Origin of the sequence: Microbacterium sp. TWP3-1-2b2, from assembly GCF_049896145.1 — a bacterium.
Taxonomy (GTDB): domain Bacteria; phylum Actinomycetota; class Actinomycetes; order Actinomycetales; family Microbacteriaceae; genus Microbacterium.
In genome coordinates this window covers 2,373,805-2,391,219 of record NZ_JAFCTS010000001.1, presented here as the reverse complement: position 1 = coordinate 2,391,219, position 17,415 = coordinate 2,373,805, and the positions used below count along the sequence as shown (strand labels likewise).

20 protein-coding genes are annotated in these 17,415 nt (G+C 67.0%); 10 read left to right on the top strand and 10 right to left on the bottom strand.

The features are described from left to right. Positions 1-3 precede the first annotated feature (3 nt). Positions 4-1,785, bottom strand: a complete 1,782-nt coding sequence (locus ACP7AR_RS11750) for a TIM barrel protein (RefSeq protein WP_426185911.1) — start codon at positions 1,783-1,785, stop codon at positions 4-6. Between the two features lie 111 nt (positions 1,786-1,896). On the opposite strand from ACP7AR_RS11750, the gene ACP7AR_RS11745 reads away from it, so the two are divergent. From ACP7AR_RS11745 to ACP7AR_RS11720, 6 genes are all read left to right on the top strand, one after another. Further along, complete coding sequence (locus tag ACP7AR_RS11745) at positions 1,897-2,445, top strand: TRAP transporter small permease (RefSeq protein ID WP_426185909.1); 549 nt, start codon at positions 1,897-1,899, stop codon at positions 2,443-2,445. Beyond that, positions 2,442-3,716: a TRAP transporter large permease gene (locus tag ACP7AR_RS11740; RefSeq protein ID WP_426185907.1), complete on the top strand. Its 1,275-nt coding sequence runs from the start codon at positions 2,442-2,444 to the stop codon at positions 3,714-3,716. Before ACP7AR_RS11745 ends, ACP7AR_RS11740 begins: the two co-directional genes overlap by 4 nt. Then, positions 3,713-4,672: a shikimate dehydrogenase gene (locus ACP7AR_RS11735; RefSeq protein ID WP_426185905.1), complete on the top strand. Its 960-nt coding sequence runs from the start codon at positions 3,713-3,715 to the stop codon at positions 4,670-4,672. Before ACP7AR_RS11740 ends, ACP7AR_RS11735 begins: the two co-directional genes overlap by 4 nt. After that, on the top strand, positions 4,669-5,697 hold the full coding sequence (locus tag ACP7AR_RS11730) for a DctP family TRAP transporter solute-binding subunit (RefSeq protein WP_426185903.1): 1,029 nt from the start codon (positions 4,669-4,671) through the stop codon (positions 5,695-5,697). Before ACP7AR_RS11735 ends, ACP7AR_RS11730 begins: the two co-directional genes overlap by 4 nt. 9 nt (positions 5,698-5,706) lie before the next feature. Then, positions 5,707-6,681, top strand: coding sequence for a phosphotriesterase family protein (locus tag ACP7AR_RS11725; protein ID WP_426185901.1), 975 nt, complete (start codon positions 5,707-5,709; stop codon positions 6,679-6,681). A 76-nt stretch (positions 6,682-6,757) separates the two neighbouring features. After that, on the top strand, positions 6,758-7,408 hold the full coding sequence (locus ACP7AR_RS11720; RefSeq protein ID WP_426185899.1) for a TetR/AcrR family transcriptional regulator: 651 nt from the start codon (positions 6,758-6,760) through the stop codon (positions 7,406-7,408). A gap of 17 nt (positions 7,409-7,425) precedes the next feature. Here ACP7AR_RS11720 and ACP7AR_RS11715 read toward each other — a convergent pair whose 3' ends face one another. Genes ACP7AR_RS11715 through ACP7AR_RS11700 form a run of 4 tightly spaced genes read right to left on the bottom strand, consistent with a single transcriptional unit; the run spans position 7,426 to position 9,653 of the window. After that, positions 7,426-8,172 (bottom strand): ribonuclease H family protein, encoded by a 747-nt coding sequence (locus tag ACP7AR_RS11715; RefSeq protein ID WP_426185897.1) that lies wholly within the window; start codon positions 8,170-8,172, stop codon positions 7,426-7,428. 22 nt (positions 8,173-8,194) lie between these two features. Beyond that, positions 8,195-8,686 (bottom strand): hypothetical protein, encoded by a 492-nt coding sequence (locus tag ACP7AR_RS11710; RefSeq protein WP_426185895.1) that lies wholly within the window; start codon positions 8,684-8,686, stop codon positions 8,195-8,197. 44 nt (positions 8,687-8,730) lie between these two features. Then, positions 8,731-9,057: a hypothetical protein gene (locus ACP7AR_RS11705; protein ID WP_426185893.1), complete on the bottom strand. Its 327-nt coding sequence runs from the start codon at positions 9,055-9,057 to the stop codon at positions 8,731-8,733. 38 nt (positions 9,058-9,095) lie between these two features. Continuing rightward, positions 9,096-9,653, bottom strand: a complete 558-nt coding sequence (locus ACP7AR_RS11700; protein ID WP_426185891.1) for a TetR family transcriptional regulator — start codon at positions 9,651-9,653, stop codon at positions 9,096-9,098. A 38-nt stretch (positions 9,654-9,691) separates the two neighbouring features. Here ACP7AR_RS11700 and ACP7AR_RS11695 point away from each other — a divergent pair, with 38 nt between their 5' ends. Further along, entirely contained in the window at positions 9,692-10,876 is a 1,185-nt protein-coding gene (locus ACP7AR_RS11695; RefSeq protein WP_426185889.1) for an FAD-dependent oxidoreductase, read from the top strand. 3 nt (positions 10,877-10,879) lie between these two features. Here the strand turns inward: ACP7AR_RS11695 and ACP7AR_RS11690 are convergent, their stop codons facing one another. Then, on the bottom strand, positions 10,880-11,095 hold the full coding sequence (locus ACP7AR_RS11690; RefSeq protein ID WP_426185887.1) for a hypothetical protein: 216 nt from the start codon (positions 11,093-11,095) through the stop codon (positions 10,880-10,882). Between the two features lie 7 nt (positions 11,096-11,102). Further along, entirely contained in the window at positions 11,103-12,005 is a 903-nt protein-coding gene (locus tag ACP7AR_RS11685; RefSeq protein WP_426185885.1) for a VOC family protein, read from the bottom strand. 134 nt (positions 12,006-12,139) lie between these two features. Between ACP7AR_RS11685 and ACP7AR_RS11680 the strand changes: the two genes are divergently transcribed. Continuing rightward, positions 12,140-13,225 (top strand): mechanosensitive ion channel family protein, encoded by a 1,086-nt coding sequence (locus tag ACP7AR_RS11680; protein WP_426185883.1) that lies wholly within the window; start codon positions 12,140-12,142, stop codon positions 13,223-13,225. Here ACP7AR_RS11680 and ACP7AR_RS11675 read toward each other — a convergent pair. Both ACP7AR_RS11675 and ACP7AR_RS11670 read right to left on the bottom strand, forming a co-directional pair. Next, on the bottom strand, positions 13,197-13,550 hold the full coding sequence (locus ACP7AR_RS11675) for a protealysin inhibitor emfourin (RefSeq protein WP_426185881.1): 354 nt from the start codon (positions 13,548-13,550) through the stop codon (positions 13,197-13,199). The genes ACP7AR_RS11680 and ACP7AR_RS11675 overlap by 29 nt on opposite strands. Then, positions 13,525-14,577 (bottom strand): M4 family metallopeptidase, encoded by a 1,053-nt coding sequence (locus ACP7AR_RS11670; protein WP_426185879.1) that lies wholly within the window; start codon positions 14,575-14,577, stop codon positions 13,525-13,527. Before ACP7AR_RS11670 ends, ACP7AR_RS11675 begins: the two co-directional genes overlap by 26 nt. A gap of 76 nt (positions 14,578-14,653) precedes the next feature. On the opposite strand from ACP7AR_RS11670, the gene ACP7AR_RS11665 reads away from it, so the two are divergent. Continuing rightward, positions 14,654-16,171: an SDR family NAD(P)-dependent oxidoreductase gene (locus ACP7AR_RS11665; RefSeq protein WP_426185877.1), complete on the top strand. Its 1,518-nt coding sequence runs from the start codon at positions 14,654-14,656 to the stop codon at positions 16,169-16,171. Positions 16,172-16,279: 108 nt separating this feature from the next. Here ACP7AR_RS11665 and ACP7AR_RS11660 read toward each other — a convergent pair whose 3' ends face one another. Continuing rightward, a complete protein-coding gene (locus tag ACP7AR_RS11660) occupies positions 16,280-16,618 on the bottom strand; it encodes a winged helix-turn-helix transcriptional regulator (protein WP_426185875.1) in 339 nt (112 codons plus the stop codon). Between the two features lie 76 nt (positions 16,619-16,694). Between ACP7AR_RS11660 and ACP7AR_RS11655 the strand changes: the two genes are divergently transcribed. After that, on the top strand, positions 16,695-17,351 hold the full coding sequence (locus tag ACP7AR_RS11655) for an FMN-dependent NADH-azoreductase (RefSeq protein WP_426185873.1): 657 nt from the start codon (positions 16,695-16,697) through the stop codon (positions 17,349-17,351). Positions 17,352-17,415: the final 64 nt, after the last annotated feature.

Genomic DNA, 17,415 nt, shown 5'->3' with positions numbered 1-17,415 from the left:
AGCTCAGTGCCCCATCGCCCGCTGCGCGGCGAGGCGGATCGGCGCGTTCGCGCCGCCGTACCCGTCGTATCCTCCGCGCCGTTCGACCACCTCGAAGAAGACGTCGCCGATCGTGCGCGTGTAGAAGTGGATGAACTCGCCCTCGGCGTCGCGGTCGTACAGCAGATCGAGTTCGCGCAGTGAGGAGAGCAGCTGGTCGGACAGGCCGAACCGCGCCGACAGATCGTCGTAGTAGTTCGCGGGGATCCGCAGGTGATCTATGCCGCGCTCCTTCGCCCGACGTGCGACAGCGAAGACGTCACCCGTCCGCACCGCGATGTGCCGTGCCGGCGGCGCTGCGGTGGGAGGTGCGAGATTGATCGGCACCCGAACGATGCCGTCCGGGGTGCGCATGACCTGACTGCGGATCAGTCCGCGAGGGCCGGGCACATCAGACGGCGATTCCGCACGCAGCGAGAGAGCGCTCGACATGAACAGCACTGCCTCGTCGAAGTCCTGCCACGCGTAGGCCAGGTTGATGTGATCGACCTCGCCGACCAGGCCGCCGGCGACTGCGGTGCCTCCGTCGAACTCCTGAAGCCAGGATTCTTCCGCCGGCAGCGAGCTCCAGAACACCTGCGTCCCGTCCGGTGCGGCGACGCCGCGGAGATCCTGCTCGCCTTCATACGTCCGACGGAATATCTTCTGCGAACCCAGCGCGATGGCGCGGTCGACAGCGGCAGCGGCATCCGGAACCTGCAGACCGATTCCCGACAGTCGCGGTTCGTCGTGGCGCACCTGCTCGTTCAGGATCACCCGAGCGGACCCTGCGCTCCACAGCCGGACAGGCTTGCTGCGGTGCCGGCCCTCGAACGCGAATCCCAACTGTGCGAGCAGCTCGTCGACCTCGGCGAGATCGGAGCCTGCGACCTCCACGAAGTCGAGTGCCGAGACCGGTTGGGCCGAACCGAGCCGACCCTCATCCCAGCCGTTCGCGGTCGCCGTCCGATCGGCCAGCCACACCAGCGATCGCTGGGCGTGCGCTGCGGTGCGCACGGTGTCGGTCTGACGGAACGTGTCGTTGAAGACTTCGAGCGACCAGGGGCCCGTGTATCCGGCGCGCACCACGTGCGTCATGAAGTTCACCAGATCGAACGAGCCCTCGCCGGGGAACAGCCGGTGATGGCGACTCCACGACAGCACATCCATGTCGAGCGCGGGGGCGTCAGCCAGCTGCAGGAAGAAGATCTTCTCGGCGGGGATCTCTTCGATCCCGGCAGGATCGTGTCCGCGCGAGAGGATGTGGAAGCTGTCCAGACAGATGCCGAGGTTCGGCCGATCCGCGCGCTGCACGATCGACCACGTGCGTCGGTAGTCATCCACGAATCGGCCCCAGGCGAGTGCCTCGTAGGCAAGGCGGATGCCGTGCGCCGCCGCCCTGTCCGCAAGCTCTCCCAGCTGGCGCGCGGCCACCTCGTCGTCGTCGATCGTGGCGGTGCCGACGTTGCTGCACACCAGCATCAGATCGGTGCCGAGACGATCCATGACCTCGAACTTCGCCTCGGCGCGCCGCAGGGTGTCCTCGAACACCTCGTCGGAGACGCCCTCGGCGTCGCGGAACGGCTGGAACATGTCGATGCGCAGTCCGAGCCGTTCGCACAGGGCGCGGATCTCCTCCGGAGACTCGGGCGCGGCGATGAGATCGGCATCCATGATCTCGACGCCGTCGAAGCCTGCTTCAGCGCAGGCGTGGAGTTTGTCGACCAGTCCTCCGGACAGGCAGACGGAAGCGATTGAGGTGTGCATGGCAGTGAACGTACCAGTTTGTACATTAATTTCCCAGAGGTGTTGCCCAATCAATGTACTAACCGGTACATTCAACTCCAGTACCCGAACCACCGAGCACAAAGGCGTCTCGTGACCCAACAAGAGCACTCTCCGACCACCGGCATCCTGCGCAGGGTGGCCCGCATCATCACCGTGATCGAGCTCACCATCGGCGCGGTCGCCGTGCTGATGATCCTCGTCCTCGTCTTCTATCAGGCACTGCAGCGCTACCTGCCGTTCGAAAGCCTGGCGTGGACCGGCGAACTCGCCCGCTTCGCCCTGCTGTGGGCGACTTTCTCGGCCATGGGCCTGCTCGTCACGAGTCGAGGCCACATCGCCCTCGAGCTCGTCGACTCGATCCGCAACCCCATGACCGTGCGCATCATCCAGGTGTTCGCACTGCTGGTGGTGGCCGCAGCGGCGATCGGCCTGTCGCTGGAAGCATGGGCGCTCATCTCCACGCAGGGCATCGTGAAGTCCCCGGTGCTGCGCATCCCGATGTCGTGGGTCTACATACCGGTGTTCATCGGCACGGTCAGCACGACGGTGCGTGCGCTCATCTCCGCCGGCGACATCGCCCTCCACGGGCCGAAGGCCGCTGATATCGAAGACGACCAGGTCGAGGTGGCAGGACTGTGACTCTTCTTCTCCTCGCCCTCGCGATCGCCCTCCTGCTGGCACTGCGCGTGCCTGTGCCCTTCGCCTTCCTCGGTCCGTCGCTGGTCTACATGGCCGTCGAGGGGCAATCGCTCGGCATGGCGCTGCGTACAGTGACCAACGCAGCCAGCAGCTTCCCGCTGCTCGCTGTGCCGCTGTTCATCTTCCTCGGTGCCCTCGCCAACCACGCCGGGATCGCCGATCGTCTGTTCCGCTTCGCTCAGGCTGGGCTCGCGAACATCCGCGGCAACCTCGGTTACGTGACGGTCGGCACCAGCGTCGGCTTCGCCTGGATGAGCGGCTCCGCCGTCGCGGATGCCGCGGCCCTCGGCAAGGTGCAGATCCCCGCGATGATCCGTGCCGGCTACGGCCGTCGGTTCGCCACCGGGATCTCAGCGACCGCCGCACTCATCGCCCCGGTCATGCCGCCGAGCATTCCGGCCGTCATCTACGCCGGGCTCGCCGCCGTCTCCACCGGCGCACTGTTCGCGGCATCCGTCATCCCGGCACTGCTCATGGCGACGGGCCTGTGCATCGTCGTCTGGGCGCTCGTGAGGAGAATGCCGAACGTCAAGAAGGGCCGGTTCGATCGCGCCGAGTTCGTCGCGTCGACGAAGGGAGTGATTCTGCCCCTCGTCGCACCGATCGTCATCCTCGGCGGTATCCTCGGCGGCTTCTTCACCCCGACCGAGGCCGCAGCCGTCGGTGTCGTCTACATCATCGTCGTGGGCCTGCTCCAGCGCTCGCTCAGCCTGAAGAGCTTCATCAAGGCACTCACGGAGACCGTCACGACGACGGCGTCGATCATGATCATCGTCGCCTCGGCGTCGCTGCTCGGTTACATCCTCGCCAAGGAGCGCCTGCCGCAGATGCTCACCGAGCTGGTGTTCGCGATCAGCGACAGCCCGACCGTCTTCCTGATCCTCGTCACCGTGCTCATGCTGATTCTCGGCACTGTGATCGATGCGACGGCGATCCTCGTACTGACGGTGCCGATCATCCTGCCGATCGGCAACCAGATCGGGGTCGACCCGATCGTGCTCGGCGTTCTCATGATCCTCTCGCTCATGATCGGTCTGCTCACCCCGCCGGTCGGCACGGTGCTGTTCGTGACGGCGGCGGTGTCGAAGACGCGCATCGGCGAGGTGTTCCGCGGATCGCTTCCGTTCGTCATCCCGCTGCTCGTGATCTGCGTGCTCATCATCGCCTTCCCGAACGCTGTGATGTGGCTGCCGGGGGTGCTCGGACTATGACCGCGTCAGCCGAACTCGACGAGCGCCGGCCGGCGGTGCTGATCGGCCTGATCGGCGAGGGTGTCACACCGTCGCTGACACCGCCGATGCACGAGTCGGAGGGTGCCAGGCACGGGATGCACTACGTGTATCGCACGATCGACCTCGCTCCACATGAGGGCACGACCGAGTCGCTGCGCGCACTGCTCGCCTCCGCGCGTCGTCTCGGATTCAACGGCCTGAACATCACCCACCCCGTCAAACAGGCGATCATCCCGCTGCTCGACGAGCTGAGCGACAGCGCGCGTGCCGTGGGCGCGGTGAACACGGTCGTGTTCACGGATGCCGGGACCATCGGTCACAACACCGACGTCACGGGGTTTGCGGCCGCTCTGAAGGACGCCTTCGGCGACGAAGAACTTCGGCGCGTCGTGCTGTTCGGCGCCGGAGGCGCGGGCTCTGCCGTCGCCACAGCTCTCGCGCAGCATCCGATCGGCGAACTCGTGCTGATCGATCAGGTACGAGAGCGGGCGGAGGCGCTCGCGGATCAGGCCCGCGCGTTGACCCGGACGAGCGTGCGCGCGGCTGATGTCGACGAGCTGCGCGCCCTCATCGCGGACACCGACCTGATCGTCAATGCGACACCGGTCGGCATGGCCGCCCATCCTGGCACGCCGTTCGACACGGCACCGCTGCCGGCCGGCATCCGCGTCGCCGACATCGTGTACCGACCCGCCGACACCGCACTGCTGCGCGCGGCTCGCGCCCGCGGCATCCGCACGATGTCGGGACTCGGCATGGCCATGCACCAGGCTGCCGACGCGTTCGAGATCTTCACGGGGGAGCGTGCAGACCGTCACGCCATGCTCGCCGATCTCGACGACCTCGTCGCCGCCGAGGCGGCCAGAACATCGATCTTGACCCCTGCCACCCAGGCACCCGAAAGAGAAGCACCAGAAAGAGGAGAACACTCATGAATGCACGACGCACTCGGCGAACGATGTGGCTCGCCTTGGCTGCGGCACCGGCAATGATGCTGGTCGCCTGCTCGAGCGGAGGAACTGATGCTCCAGACGGCGGCGATGCCGGCGCGACGCAGAAGCTCACCCTCGCCCACAGTTACAACGAGGACCAGCCGCAGCACCGCTGCGGCGCACAGGTGATCGCGGACGAGGTCGCCGCGGCGGATGTGGGACTGGAGATCGAGATCTTCCCGTCCAGCCAGCTCGGCGGTGACGCCGACCGCATCGCCTCCGTCGCCTCCGGCGACATCGACATCGACATCCAGGGCGCCTCGGCGCTCGGTGCCGTCTACGAGCCGATCAGCGTGCTCGACGCCGCATACGCGTTCGACGACGCCGATCATCTCGCCGCCTTCATGGCGAGTGACGCCTCCGACACGGTGACCGAGGCCTTCGAGGAAGAATCGGGGGTGCACACCCTCGGCGCATGGTCGGCAGGTGCCCGTCAGTTCACCGCGAACACCGCCATCCGCACGCCGGAGGATCTCGAAGGTCTGCGTATGCGCTTCCCCGGATCGCCGCAATTCCTCATGAACGCCAAGGCGCTCGGAGCAGAGGCGACCGAGGTCGCTTACGAGGAGCTGTACCTCGCTCTCCAGCAGGGCACGGTGGACGGCCAGGAGAACCCCATCACCAACATCGTGGCCTCGAACCTCAAAGAGGTGCAGGACTACGTCAGCATGAGCTCCCACCAGTTGAACACGAACCTCGTCATCATGGGGCCGATCTGGAACGAGCTCGACGACGCCCAGCAGGAAGCGCTGACAGCGGCGACCGAGAAGGCCGTCGCCGAGGTCACCACCTGCGTCGCCGAAGACGAGGAGACGGTCCTCGAGGAGTGGCGCACCGGCGGTGAGTGGGAGGTCATCGAGGACGTCGATCGCGACGCGTTCAGCGAGAAGGCCGAGGCGTACCTCTCGAGCACCCTCACCGGCGACTCGCTCGCGGTGTACGAGGCCATCCGGTCGACCTCGGAGTGAGCTGACTGCATGGCGCGTTCGGTCCCGACCTTCACCGGTCCGGTTGACGGGGATGGGCTCGGGATGACACTCATCCACGAGCACATCTTCGTCACCGACCCCGAGCTCGATGTCAATATGCCTCATCCGGAATGGGATGAGCAGACGATGATCGAACGCGCCGTGGCCACTCTCACCGAGCTGCACGCCCGTGGTGTGCGGACCGTCGTCGACCTGACCGTCATCGGTCTCGGCCGCGATGTGCGTCGCGTCGCCCAGGTCGCGGCGCGCGTACCGGTGCAGATCGTGGCGGCGACAGGATGCTACGCGTCCTCCGTGCTGCCACCGTTCTTCCGGCTGAACGGTCCCGGCCTGGTCGTCGACGGGCCCGACCAGCTCGAAGGGCTGTTCATCAGAGACATCGAGGACGGGATCGCCGGCACGAACGTGCGAGCCGGAATGATCAAGATCGCCTCGGAGGGGGCGGGACTGACTCCCGATGTCGAGCGGGTGTTCGCGGCGGCCGCTGCCGCGCACCTGCGCACCGGAGTGCCGATCACGACGCACTCCGATGCGGCAGCACGTGGTGGCATCGCCCAGCAGAACACGCTGGCGCGCTCGGGCGTCCCCCTCGACCGCGTCGTGATCGGGCACAGCGGCGACTCGCTCGACCTGGACTACCTGCGGGGCCTTGCCGATCGAGGGTCGTATCTGGGCTTCGACCGATTCGGCATGGAGCATGTCGGCCGCGATGAGGATCGCATGCGGATGCTGCGCGCCCTGCTCGACGCCGGATACGTCGATCGCATCGTGCTGTCGCATGATGCCGCGGTGTTCAGCCGCGTGACGCCGCCGTCGTGGCGGGCCGCCCGCGTTCCGAACTGGCATATGACCCATCTGTTCGACTCCGTGCTGCCCCGGTTGCGTTCCGACGGTGTCGATGACGCGACGCTGCACCGGTTGATGGTGGTGAATCCGCGGCGCGTGCTGGCGGGTGGGGCATGATGTGTGCACAGCCAAACGCTCGCCGTGTCGAGCAGTGCCCGGTTCGACCACGAACCGGCGAGGGGAACGAGAGACGATGACGAACAGCGTGACCGAGCCAGTCGTGCGAAAGCGCGACGCAGAGCGCACGCGCGCCGAGTTGCTCGAGGTCGCCACCGAGGCCTTCGCCGAATCCGGGTACGCCGGCACGCGCGTCGACGAGATCGCCGAACGCACCAAGACGACGAAGCGGATGATCTACTACTACTTCGGCGGCAAGGAGCAGCTCTATCTCGCCGTGCTCGAGAACGCGTACCGCGGCATCCGCGAGAAGGAGCAGTCGATCCACGCGGGTGATCTGGCACCGGTGGAGGCGCTGCGGCAGATCGCCGAGCTCACCTACGATCACCATCGCAATCACACCGAGTTCATCCGCCTGGTGTCCATCGAGAACATCCACCACGGAGAGTTCATCAAGCGCCTCGATGGCCTCCGCACCGTGAACCAGCCGGCTGTCGCCGTGCTCGAGACCGTGCTCGAGCGTGGGCGCGCCGAGGGGAGCGTACGGGCGGATGTCGACGCGCTCGACGTGCACCTGGTGATCAGCTCGTATTGCTTCTTCCAGGTCGCCAACCAGCACACCTTCGGGTACCTCTTCGACCGGGACCTCCTCGCCGAGGACCGCCGCGAGCACTTCCGTTCCATGATCGGCGACGTCGTGGTGGCGTGGCTGACCGCCGAGGTCTGACCCGCACTCGGCGACCGTCAGATCAGCCGGCGCAGCGCTTCTTCCAGCGAGACCCCCTGCGCCTCGGCGCGGCTGCGAAGACGCGTCAGCTCGGCGGGTGACAGCGCGAGGCTGACCTCGACCGGCGCGACATCGGAGGAGTCGATGAGACCGTCGAGCAGATCGGATGCGTCGGCCCACAGCGGCGCCGCGGCAGGCGCCGTGGCGACTCGCGACTCCCGCACCGCCGCAGCCGGGGTGGCGGCAGGCGCGGAGGCGGCCACTGCGGCTGACGCCGCGACGGCGGCTCCAGCGTCCGTGCCCATCGTGAAACCGGGGCCCCGGCGCGGCTCCTGCTTCGCCTGATATGCCTTTGCCGCGCTGTTCGCCCGCTCGTCCGCGGCCTCGTTGAGGTCGTGGCCGGCATGGCCCTTGACCCATTCGAACCTCACGTCGCGGCCGCGCATCGCCTCATCCAGCGACTCCATCAGATCGCGGTTGAGCACAGGAGCGCCGTCGGCCTTGCGCCATCCGCGACGCTTCCAGCCCGGCATCCACTTGGTGATCGAATCGATGACGTACTTGCTGTCGCACATGATCAGCAGCGGCTCGTCGGTGCCCGCGGTGGCGCGCAGCAGTTCGAGCACGGCCTGCAGCTCACCCTGATTGTTGGTGCCGTGCGGCGATCCGCCTGCAGCCCAGTTCGCGTCGTCGATGTACCAGGCCCAGCCGTTCGGTCCGGGGTTGCCCAGGGCGGAGCCGTCTGCGGCGGCGATGATCGTCATCCTTCGAGCGTAACGGCGATGACTACTGCCATTCGATCGCGACGATCGTCGTGCGCTGCACGCCGCCTTCCGCCGGCGCTTCGTACCGCACGGGCATACCGGGGTGCCTCGTCGAGAACCAGAAAGTCGCAGGGGCCGCCTCCGGTCTTTCGCGCACGTCATAGCGAAGACAGTCGAGCCGGCCGATCGGCAACGACAATGTCTCGCTCGACAGCACGGCACGATCCGCCGGGAACGCGGCGTGCGCCTGCAGATCACGCCACGTCACCCGTGCACTGGAGATCTCGCCCTGGACGACCCCGTCCGAGCCGGAACTCCAGCGATCGAGCGTGGCGCCATCGGCATCCGTCTCGCGGAAGCGGTTCACGCGGAAACTGCGAGTCCCACTCGGCTCTTCGATCAGGAGCCGGATCGTCTTGCCGTTGCCGCACGCGGCGCGGATCTCATCGGCGGTGAAGGGCGTCGCCAACAATCCAGGTCCGAGGACGTGGGCGTCGGGATCGGAGTCGGTCACGATCTCATTCTGCCGTGACGCTTCGGGCGATGGGATGGCGCGACTCACGCGTGACGGAACACGTAGTAACCGGCGACCGCGCCGTGGTTGACGACGCCCTCGCCCGTGCCGAACATCCGCGCCGATGTCGTCGCACCGCTCTCGACGAACGTGAAGCCGGTGTGCTCCAGCCGCCAACCGATCTTCTCGACCTCGCCGAGGAAGTATCCGATGCTCTCGTCGCCGGACATCGTGTTGCCGGCCGAGCCCCATGTCGATGTCTGACCCGTGAGCAGGCTGACATCGAGCTGCAACTGCAGCAGTGCATCTCCGCGTGCGTGGGCGGTCTGCGCGAGCGCCAGCAGTCGCGTCGCCTCATCAGCAGTCGGCATGGTTCCCCCTCGTGTCGATTCCGGGGACAGTGTAGGCGCTACCGCAGCATCGACAACAGGTGCGTCGCGACCTGAGCGGGCGTGAGCGCGGTCAGGGCCGGCAGATGCAGAACGTATCGCGCGAAGATCACTCCGACGATCGCAGTCGCCATGCGTCGGGCGCGCTCCTGCCCGAATTCCGCGGCCAGCGCCGCGAACACGGTGTTCTGCAGATACGACATCAGCGCCGGCGAGCGTTCATCGCCGGTCGCGAGACGGCGAGCGAACTCCACGAGCCGCGCGCCGTTGTCCGGATGCTCCCACACCATGACGAGTCCGTGCACGAGTCGGGCGAGATCGATGTGCCCGTGCTCGTCCGTCGCCGCTGCGACCACCTGATGCGGGGCTGCTCGCAGCGAGACGGCGGCGGCGATCAGGGCGTTCCGCGAACCGAAGTGATAATTGACCAGGGTGTGACTCACGCCCACCTCGGCAGCAAGTGCCCGAGCAGACATCGAGGTCAGGTCACCCGCCTCGAAGTGCTGGTGTGCGGCATCCAGCAGTCGCTGACGCGCAGTGGCATCCCCTCGGGGACGGCCGGGTCGGCTATTGACCATGCTCGCATCCTGGCATGCTCAGCGGGATCGTGGAATCCATGAGCATCCACATCGACACCGACTGCGTCATCGTCGGCGGCGGCCCAGCCGGACTCATGTTGGCGCTGCTCCTTCTGCGTCAGGGGTTCCAGGTCACCGTCGCCGAGAAGCACGCCGACTTCCTGCGCGACTTCCGGGGCGACACCATCCATCCCTCCACTCAGGAGCTGCTCTCAGACCTGGGGCTGCTCGACGAGTTCCTCGCCCGTCCGCACGACGACATGCCCCGCGTGCGCCTCAGCTGGCAGGGCACCGAACTCACCCTCGCCGACTTCACCCGGCTTCCGACGCGTCGGAAGGCCATGACGTTCATGCCGCAGTGGGACTTCCTCGACCTGCTCGCGGACACCGCGTCACAGCATCCGGGATTCCGCCTGCTCCGTTCGACGCGAGTCACGGACCTGCTTCGCGAAGAGGGGCGAGTCGTCGGCGTCACAGGCGCAGGACCAGACGGAGATGTCACAGTGCGGGCACGGCTCGTCGTCGATGCGTCGGGGCGCGACTCGGAGGTGCGGGCGGCAGCAGGACTCGCTCCGGTCGGCCAGGCAGCGGCGATGGACGTGCTGTGGTTCCGACTGACGAAACGCGTCGGCGAGACATACCCGTTCGTGCAGGCGGGTGCGGGCATGATCATCACGATCGACCGTGGGGACTTCTTCCAGATCGCGCATGTCATCCCTGCCGGCAGCTGGACAGGCTCGGATCCTGACCTCGCCGACATGCGGGAGCGCATAGCGCGCATCTCACCGCGCATGGTGGATGCCGTCGCCACAGTCACGGCGGACGACGTGCACCTTCTGCGGGTGAAGCTGGAGCGGCTGCGCCGCTGGTACACCGACGGCATGCTGTGCATCGGCGACTCCGCGCATGCCATGTCGCCCGCCGGAGGCGTCGGCATCAACCTGGCGATTCAGGATGCCGTCGCCGCTGCCCGCATCCTCGGTCCCGTGCTGCGCGAGCGCACTCCGAAGGAGAAGGACCTGCGCCGGGTGCAGCGCCGCCGCACCTGGCCGGTACGGGTCACCCAGTTCGTGCAGCGACGGCTGCAGGGGCCACTGATCGCGTCACGCGAACCGGGCGAGCCGCTGCCGCTCCCGCTGCGGGTGCTGCGCGATCACCCCCGGCTCACGCACCTGACCGGGAGGTTCGTCGGCTTGGGAGCTCGGCCGGAGTCGATCAGCTGACGCTCAGGACTCCGGCTCGCCATCCGTCTGCTCGGCGCCCTCCTCCAGAACCGGGGCGACAGGGAACACGATCGACGTGGTCTGCGCGCCCATTCCGACCTCGAGCGGATCGACAGCGGCGGCGCCGTCGAGAGTGTCGGCGGCATCCTGATCCAGGGGTTCGCCCGGCAGCGATGCCCAGGGCCCGGGGTCGTCTGGTTTCTGTGTGAAAAGTCCCATGTGATCCTCAGAAGTCGGCGATGATGAGCTTCTTCATCCCCATCATCTTCCCGTACGCGCCAGGGCGCTGCATGAGTTCGCCCATGTTCTCCGGAACGATCTGCCAGCTCAGCCCGTACCGGTCGGCGAGCCAACCGCATACCTCCGCCTCCGGCGCGCTCGTCAACGCATTCCAGTAGCGGTCGAGTTCTTCCTGATCGGCGACGCGCACCTCGAGCGATACCCCGCAGTCGAAGGTGATGTCCTGCTCGACGGCCGAGTCCATCATCGAGAACCACTGCCCGGCGAGGAGGAACTCCCCGAACATCACGCTGCCGGCATCCGCCGGACCCGTCTGCGTCGGGTACTCGGCGATGAATCCGACCTCGCCGTCGGGGAACAACGACGCGTAGAACTCCGCAGCCTCGCGCGCCTTGTTCTGCACTGGGCCGCAGAACATCAGCTGCGGGATCAGGAACGGCCGCGGATCCCCCTCCGGGTTCGCGAGCAGCAGCTGCCAGTTGACGCCGTACCGATCCTCCACCCAGCCGTAGCAAGGGCTGAACGGGTACTCGCCCAGCTCCATCCGCACGGTGCCCCCGTCTGAGAGCTTCGCCCAGGTCTCGTCGAGTCTGGCACGCGCGGCGTCCCGATCGCCGTCGAAGCGCAGCGGATCGAAGTTCAGCATGAACGACACGGAGGCATTCGGACGGAACTCGTCGCCGGCATTGATGAACGTGAGCAGATAGCCGTCGATCACGAGGTCGACGGTCAGGGTCTTGCCGGCGAAATCCGCCTGCCAATCGGGGACATCGTCGGGATAGCGTGCGCCGACCGTCGCCGTTGCTCCCGGGAAGACGTCGGTGTAGAACGTGCCGGCCTCATCGGCGTTCTGATCGAACCAGATATTCGGGATGACCTTCTGCGACATGACAGCTCCTTTGCTGCGAGGGTTCGCTTATCCGACGCGGCGCACGATCTGCCTCATCGAATCCAGCGTGCGCCGCCGATGCCACAGAAACAAGGGGCTTCTCGCTGGCAGGCGTCCTTGTCTAGGGTGGAATGATGCCTTCTCTCTACGGCCTGAACGCTCTCGTCGGTCTGAACGTGGATTGGGCCTCGTGGGTGCAGGCGATCGTCGCCCTGCTCGTGGCCATCGCCATCGTGGCGGCGATCGTCATCAGCGTCCGGTTCGTGGCTGGTCGCGCCCGTGGACGCTCGGCGTGGATCGGTGATCTCGAGCGCCGCATCCGAGCGCCAGGGATGATTCTGGCGTTCCTGATCGCGGTGTGGATCGCGCTCGCCGTGACCGCTCCCTCAACCCTGTCGTGGTGGCCGGTGCTGCAGCGCGTCCTGCTGATCGCCGTCGTGCTGGTCGGCGCCTGGCTGCTGTCGACGGTCGTGACGTTCGGCATGGAACGGCTCATGCAGTACGACAGCAGACGCGACGCCACGAGCCCGGAGGCGCGACGGCGCCAGACGCAGCTCACAGTCCTGAACCGTCTCGTCGTCGTCCTGATCTCGATCCTCGCGATCGGCGCGGTGCTGTTCTCGTTCCCCGAAGTCAGGGCGGTGGGCACCAGCATCCTGGCCTCGGCCGGCGTCGTCAGCATCATCGCCGGACTCGCCGCGCAGTCGACGCTCGGCAACCTCATCGCCGGAGTGCAGATCGCCTTCACTGATGCGATCAGGGTCGGAGACGTCGTCGTCATCGAGGACGAGTGGGGCCGCATCGGCGAGATCAACCTGTCGTACGTCGTCGTCTACGTCTGGGATGAGCGGCGCCTGATCCTGCCGTGCACGTACTTCACGTCGCAGCCCGTCGAGAGCTGGACGAGGCGGTCCGAGAAGATCCTGGGCACCGTCTACATGGACCTCGATTGGCGAGTGCCGGTGGATGCCGTGCGCGAGAAGTTCATGGAGATCGTCGAGGCGTCGGATGCATGGGACCGGCGCTCGGCGAACGTGCTGGTGACCGGATCCGAAGGCGGCCATGTCACGCTGCGGTTCATGATCTCAGCGGCGAACTCCGATGATCAGTGGGATCTGCGCTGCCTCGTGCGAGAGAAGATCATGACGTGGCTGCAGCAGGAGCACCCGGAGGCACTGCCGGTCACGCGGGTCACGCTGGAGGAACGATCCGGTCGTTGAGCGTCGTGGTCGTGGCTGCGCGGACCGCGTCGACCAGTTCACGCCACGGGCCGTCGAGCGCGGCTTCCGGAACCTCCCGCTCGTGCTTGGCCTCGGGTGTGCGGGCGCGGATGCTCCAGACATAGCGATCTGCGCCCTGCTGCGATGGCCCTGGATCGGTCCAGGGGCAGCGTTCGATCAGCGCGATCCAGTGCGACGCCTGATCGCGTGCAGGTTCGACCTTCCACCGCCGGCTCATGCCGGAGATGCCGCCGCTGCGGACGACGATGATGAGGACGGCGGATTCGTCGTCATCCTGCTCACTCGGCTGGGCTGCGTCGCTCATCCCCCAAGACTCCCACGGTGGTCCACGCCGCGCGAGTGGCTGTGGCCACTTCATCGTCGACCGCGGCAGCGATCGTGGCATCCGCGAACTCTCGGAAGTTCGCTGTGCTCGCCAGGCCCCCGGTCAGCGCGCGGTACCACGTGAGACCGGCGCGCTCCCACGCATTGCCGCCGAGCGTGGTCGCGGTGAGGGCGAACGCGCGGTTCGGAATGCCGGAGTTGATGTGCACTCCGCCGTTGTCCTCCGTGGTCTGCACGAAATCGCTCATGTGCGCCGGCTGCGGATCCTTGCCGAGCTCATCATCGTCGTAGGCGGTGCCGGGTTCGAGCATCGACCGCAGAGCCGTGCCCTGCACCTCGTCGGTGAAGATGCCGGCGCCGATCAGCCAGGTCGCCTGATCGGCGCTCTGGCCTTCGCTGTACTGCTCGGTGAGAGCACCGAACACATCGGCGATCGACTCGTTCAATGCCCCGGGCTGGCCCTGATACTCGAGCCCGGCGGTGTGCTGGATCACGCCGTGGGCGAGCTCATGGCCGATGACCGTGATCGAGCCGGTGAAGCCGCGGAACACTTCGCCGTCGCCGTCTCCGAAGACCATGCGCTCGCCGTCCCAGAACGCGTTGTCGTAGTCGACGCCGTAGTGCACCGTGGCATCCAGCGCGGCGCCGGCCCCGTCGAGTGAGTTGCGGCCGTAGGCGCCGAGCAGCAGCTCGAACGTCGCTCCGAGTCCGTCGAACGCCTCATTCACCGAGACGTCGTCGACAGCCGGGCCATCCTCCGAACGCACGACGACCCCCGGCAGCGTCTCGGTGTTCTGCGCGTCGCTGATCGTGCGGTTCGGGGCATCCGACAGCTCGGCGACGAGATCGCCCTGCTCGTCGATCGACAGGTTGATGCGGGCGCGGAATGTCGGACGACCGGCCAGCAGGGTCTGGCGCGCAGCGTCCGCCGCCCGGGGGAAGCGCCCTGACTCGGCCAGACGGGCGAGAAGGTAGGCCGGGATGATGCCGTATGCGCTGTGGTCCATACCGCGACGATACGCCGGGGTGGAGACACTGTCACGGGGCGGCGGTCTCCCAGCCCGCTCGCGTAAAATCAGCCCAATGACCGATGCGCCCGCTGCCGACACCCCTGACTTCGGCGACGGCCTCGACCCGGCAGACCTCGAGACCACGCTGCGCGTTCTCGCCTCGATGGACAAGATCAGCGAAGAGCATCCGGACTATGTCGCCGTCCGTCGGGCGACCGCCGCGATGTTCAAGGCGGTCAAGCGTGTGCGCCGCAAGGAGATCCGCGACGCGATCGCCGCGGCCGACAAGGCAGTGGTCGCGAACACCGCGACCGGCGCGCCTGATCGCATCGACGACGAGACCCGCGGCAATGATCTGAAGACGACGGTGGATGCCCCGATCGCGGGCGAGCTGCTCAAGCCGCGCAACTGCTACATCTGCAAGCAGCCGTACACGCTCGTCGACGCGTTCTATCACCAGCTCTGCCCCGACTGCGCGCGTTTCAGCCACGGCAAGCGCAACGCCCGCACCGACCTGACCGGCAAGCGCGCGCTGCTCACCGGCGGCCGCGCGAAGATCGGCATGCACATCGCGCTGCGGCTGCTCCGAGACGGCGCCCACACGACCATCACGACGCGCTTCCCCCGCGACGCCGTGCGCCGGTTCTCGTCTCTGCCGGATTCGGTCGACTGGCTGCACCGTCTGCGCGTCGTCGGTATCGACCTGCGCGACCCCGCCCAGGTGATCGCGCTCGCCGATTCGGTCGCTGCCCAGGGCCCGCTCGACATCCTCATCAACAACGCCGCGCAGACGGTCAGGCGCTCGCCGGGTGCATATTCTCTGCTGGCGGATGCCGAGATGCAGCCGCTGCCGGACGGCCCGCTGCCCGAGATGGAGACGTTCGGGCACACGGTCGATCCGCATCCGCAGGCGCTGCAGGCATCCGTCGACTCCAATCCGTTGCTCTCGGTCGCTGCCCTCGGCGGCACGGTCGCAGAGCAGGGCGGGCAGGCGCTCACCGCAGAAGACCTCGCCAGGCTCGCGATGGCACCGGGGTCGTCGTCGCTGGAGAAGCACGCGGACGGCAGTGCGATCGACGCCGGCGGACTCGTGCCGGACATCAATCGCGTCAACAGTTGGGTGCAGTCGATCGAGCAGGTCGATCCGCTTGAGATGCTCGAGGTGCAGCTGGCGAACACCACCGCGCCGTTCCTGCTGATCAGTCGCCTTCGCGCGTCGATGGCGTCGTCGTCGGCGCACAGGAAGTACGTCGTGAACGTCTCGGCGATGGAAGGGCAGTTCTCGCGCCGTTACAAGGGGCCAGGACACCCGCACACGAACATGGCCAAGGCCGCACTCAACATGCTCACGCGCACCAGTGCCGGCGAGATGCTCGAGACCGACGGCATCCTGATGACCGCGGTCGACACAGGATGGATCACGGATGAGCGCCCGCACCACACCAAGGTGCGCCTCGCTGAAGAGGGCTTCCACGCCCCGCTCGACCTCGTCGACGGCGCTGCGCGCGTGTACGACCCGATCGTGCAGGGCGAGGCCGGCGTCGATGTTCACGGGGTGTTCCTGAAGGATTACAAGCCGAACCCCTGGTGAGGCCTGGCGCCGAGCGCAGACGCACGACCGGAGTGCAGATGCACGACCGGATGCGCGGATTCGTGGTGCAGGTGTGCCGTCGTCGTGCGGGTGCGCCTGAGTTCAGACTCAGTGCGCTGGAACCTCGAGATTCGCCGAGGCCCACTCGCCGAGCTGGCTGAGGATCGGCAGCAGACTCTGGCCGCTCTCGGTCAGTGCATAAGAGACCGTGATCGGTGGCCCGGCGTCGACGGTGCGGGCGACGAGTCCTGTGTGAGCGAGCTCCGCGAGGCGGTCGGAGAGCACGGTGTCGCTGATGCCGGTGACTGCACGGCGCAGCGTCACGAAGGTGGCACGGCCCCCGCCGAGCGACGACACGATCATGCCGTTCCAGCGTTTTCCGAGCACGCTGAACGCCAGTGTGACAGCGGTGTCACACAGATGGATCGCTGTTGCGGCCTCGGCCATGCCCCCATCATACATGTGCTACGTTAACCCGAGTCGCTAAGAAAAACCTAGTGACTCCGAAAACGAAAGGTCACGCATGTCCCTGTTCCGTCTGGACGCCAGCATCCTCCCTGCGACGTCCGCCAGCCGCTCGCTCGCCGACCTCGTTGAGGCCGAGTGGACGGCATCCCACCCCGACTCGATCGTGACCAGGCGCGACCTGGCGGCCGACCCCGTCCCCGCGACGGTGTGGGCGGATGCCGTCACATCGAAGTTCGTGGCAGAGGATCAGCGCAGCGAGCAGCAGAATGAGGCACGCGCCCTCGCGGCGACCTTCGCCGACGAGCTGATCGACGCCGACGCGCTCCTGTTCGCCGTGCCGCTGTACAACTACGGCGTCTCGCAGCACTTCAAGACCTGGTTCGACCTCGCCTACACCGACCCTCGCATCGATCCAGAAGGCACCGCGCTGAACGGAAAGCCCGCAACGCTCGTCACGGTGCTCGGCGGCAACTACGCGCCGGGAACGCCCAAGGAGGGCTGGGATCACTCCACCGGTTGGCTGCGCCGCGTGCTCGAGGATGTCTGGGGTCTCGACCTGCGTGTCGTGCAGCGTCCGTTCACGCTCGTCGGCGTCAACCCCGCGATGGATGCTTTCACCGATGTCGCGAACGAGCTGAAGGACGAAGCCGAGAAGTCGGCGCGCGTCTACGGGCAGGAACTCGCCGCGACTCGCGGCACCAAGGTCGCCTGACGCCTTCGTCCGGGTAACGATCCTGTCGACCGGGGCGGGTACGCTATGCCCCGACGGCGCGCCC

Coding starts and splice junctions, on each gene's coding strand:
- ACP7AR_RS11750 (WP_426185911.1), bottom strand. CDS start 1,785: ATGCACACCTCAATCGCTTCCGTCTGCCTGTCCGGAGGACTGGTCGAC.
- ACP7AR_RS11735 (WP_426185905.1), top strand. CDS start 3,713: ATGACCGCGTCAGCCGAACTCGACGAGCGCCGGCCGGCGGTGCTGATC.
- ACP7AR_RS11730 (WP_426185903.1), top strand. CDS start 4,669: ATGAATGCACGACGCACTCGGCGAACGATGTGGCTCGCCTTGGCTGCG.
- ACP7AR_RS11725 (WP_426185901.1), top strand. CDS start 5,707: ATGGCGCGTTCGGTCCCGACCTTCACCGGTCCGGTTGACGGGGATGGG.
- ACP7AR_RS11720 (WP_426185899.1), top strand. CDS start 6,758: ATGACGAACAGCGTGACCGAGCCAGTCGTGCGAAAGCGCGACGCAGAG.
- ACP7AR_RS11715 (WP_426185897.1), bottom strand. CDS start 8,172: ATGACGATCATCGCCGCCGCAGACGGCTCCGCCCTGGGCAACCCCGGA.
- ACP7AR_RS11705 (WP_426185893.1), bottom strand. CDS start 9,057: ATGCCGACTGCTGATGAGGCGACGCGACTGCTGGCGCTCGCGCAGACC.
- ACP7AR_RS11700 (WP_426185891.1), bottom strand. CDS start 9,653: ATGGTCAATAGCCGACCCGGCCGTCCCCGAGGGGATGCCACTGCGCGT.
- ACP7AR_RS11695 (WP_426185889.1), top strand. CDS start 9,692: ATGAGCATCCACATCGACACCGACTGCGTCATCGTCGGCGGCGGCCCA.
- ACP7AR_RS11690 (WP_426185887.1), bottom strand. CDS start 11,095: ATGGGACTTTTCACACAGAAACCAGACGACCCCGGGCCCTGGGCATCG.
- ACP7AR_RS11685 (WP_426185885.1), bottom strand. CDS start 12,005: ATGTCGCAGAAGGTCATCCCGAATATCTGGTTCGATCAGAACGCCGAT.
- ACP7AR_RS11680 (WP_426185883.1), top strand. CDS start 12,140: ATGCCTTCTCTCTACGGCCTGAACGCTCTCGTCGGTCTGAACGTGGAT.
- ACP7AR_RS11675 (WP_426185881.1), bottom strand. CDS start 13,550: ATGAGCGACGCAGCCCAGCCGAGTGAGCAGGATGACGACGAATCCGCC.
- ACP7AR_RS11670 (WP_426185879.1), bottom strand. CDS start 14,577: ATGGACCACAGCGCATACGGCATCATCCCGGCCTACCTTCTCGCCCGT.
- ACP7AR_RS11665 (WP_426185877.1), top strand. CDS start 14,654: ATGACCGATGCGCCCGCTGCCGACACCCCTGACTTCGGCGACGGCCTC.
- ACP7AR_RS11660 (WP_426185875.1), bottom strand. CDS start 16,618: ATGGCCGAGGCCGCAACAGCGATCCATCTGTGTGACACCGCTGTCACA.
- ACP7AR_RS11655 (WP_426185873.1), top strand. CDS start 16,695: ATGTCCCTGTTCCGTCTGGACGCCAGCATCCTCCCTGCGACGTCCGCC.